This is a genomic window from Oleiphilus sp. HI0086 (genome assembly GCF_001635225.1).
In genome coordinates this window covers 1-599 of sequence record NZ_LWFZ01001342.1, presented here as the reverse complement: position 1 = coordinate 599, position 599 = coordinate 1, and the positions used below count along the sequence as shown (strand labels likewise).

General features: G+C 43.2%; 1 protein-coding gene. It reads right to left on the bottom strand.

What is annotated here, in order from left to right; genetic code table 11:
- A partial coding sequence (locus A3756_RS23170; RefSeq protein WP_156490717.1) for a hypothetical protein occupies window positions 1-415 on the bottom strand: 415 nt, incomplete at its 3' end.
- Between the last annotated feature and the right edge of the window lie 184 nt (window positions 416-599).

Below are 599 nucleotides of genomic sequence, written 5' to 3'. Positions count from 1 at the left end.
CAACTAACATAGCCGCCATTGCATAAGGTAAAACCCATAAGACGCTTGCAGGTCCCTCTAAAGACCTATTCATAAAATCTACATAGCAGACCAGAATTAAGCTAAGAGCGAGAAAGAATAAGGCCGCCCCTCGTAAGTGTTGCTTTTTCCACATAATCAACAAAGAAACGGGCTGCAGTGCGATCAGGAACATGGTTAGAACTCGCTCCCAAGGCAAGCTCTGTTCTACCATTAAAGTGAATGTCATACCAACAATTGAAAAGAAGCTCAGTATTAACACGAAAATAATGAGTGTTCTGGCTTGGAGAGCTTGCGATGAATCGGCGCGCACAGCTTCAGGAATGCAGGCATCAACAAAACGGTCAAACTTCCCCACAGGCGAGGTGGGTTGACTAACTTTACCCTCCTGGTTCATAGCCTCTTCCGAGGAATCCTGTTTATGTAGGGAATACTTCGCGTTCAATGCTGACGACTCTAAATGAAATGTGTTCACTAAAGGATAAGCGACAAATCATGTATTCGCCATATTTACAGAGAGAGTCAATAGGCAAAGCATTAGCTTCGATCTTTGCTATGCTTATACAAGTAAGAATCGTGTA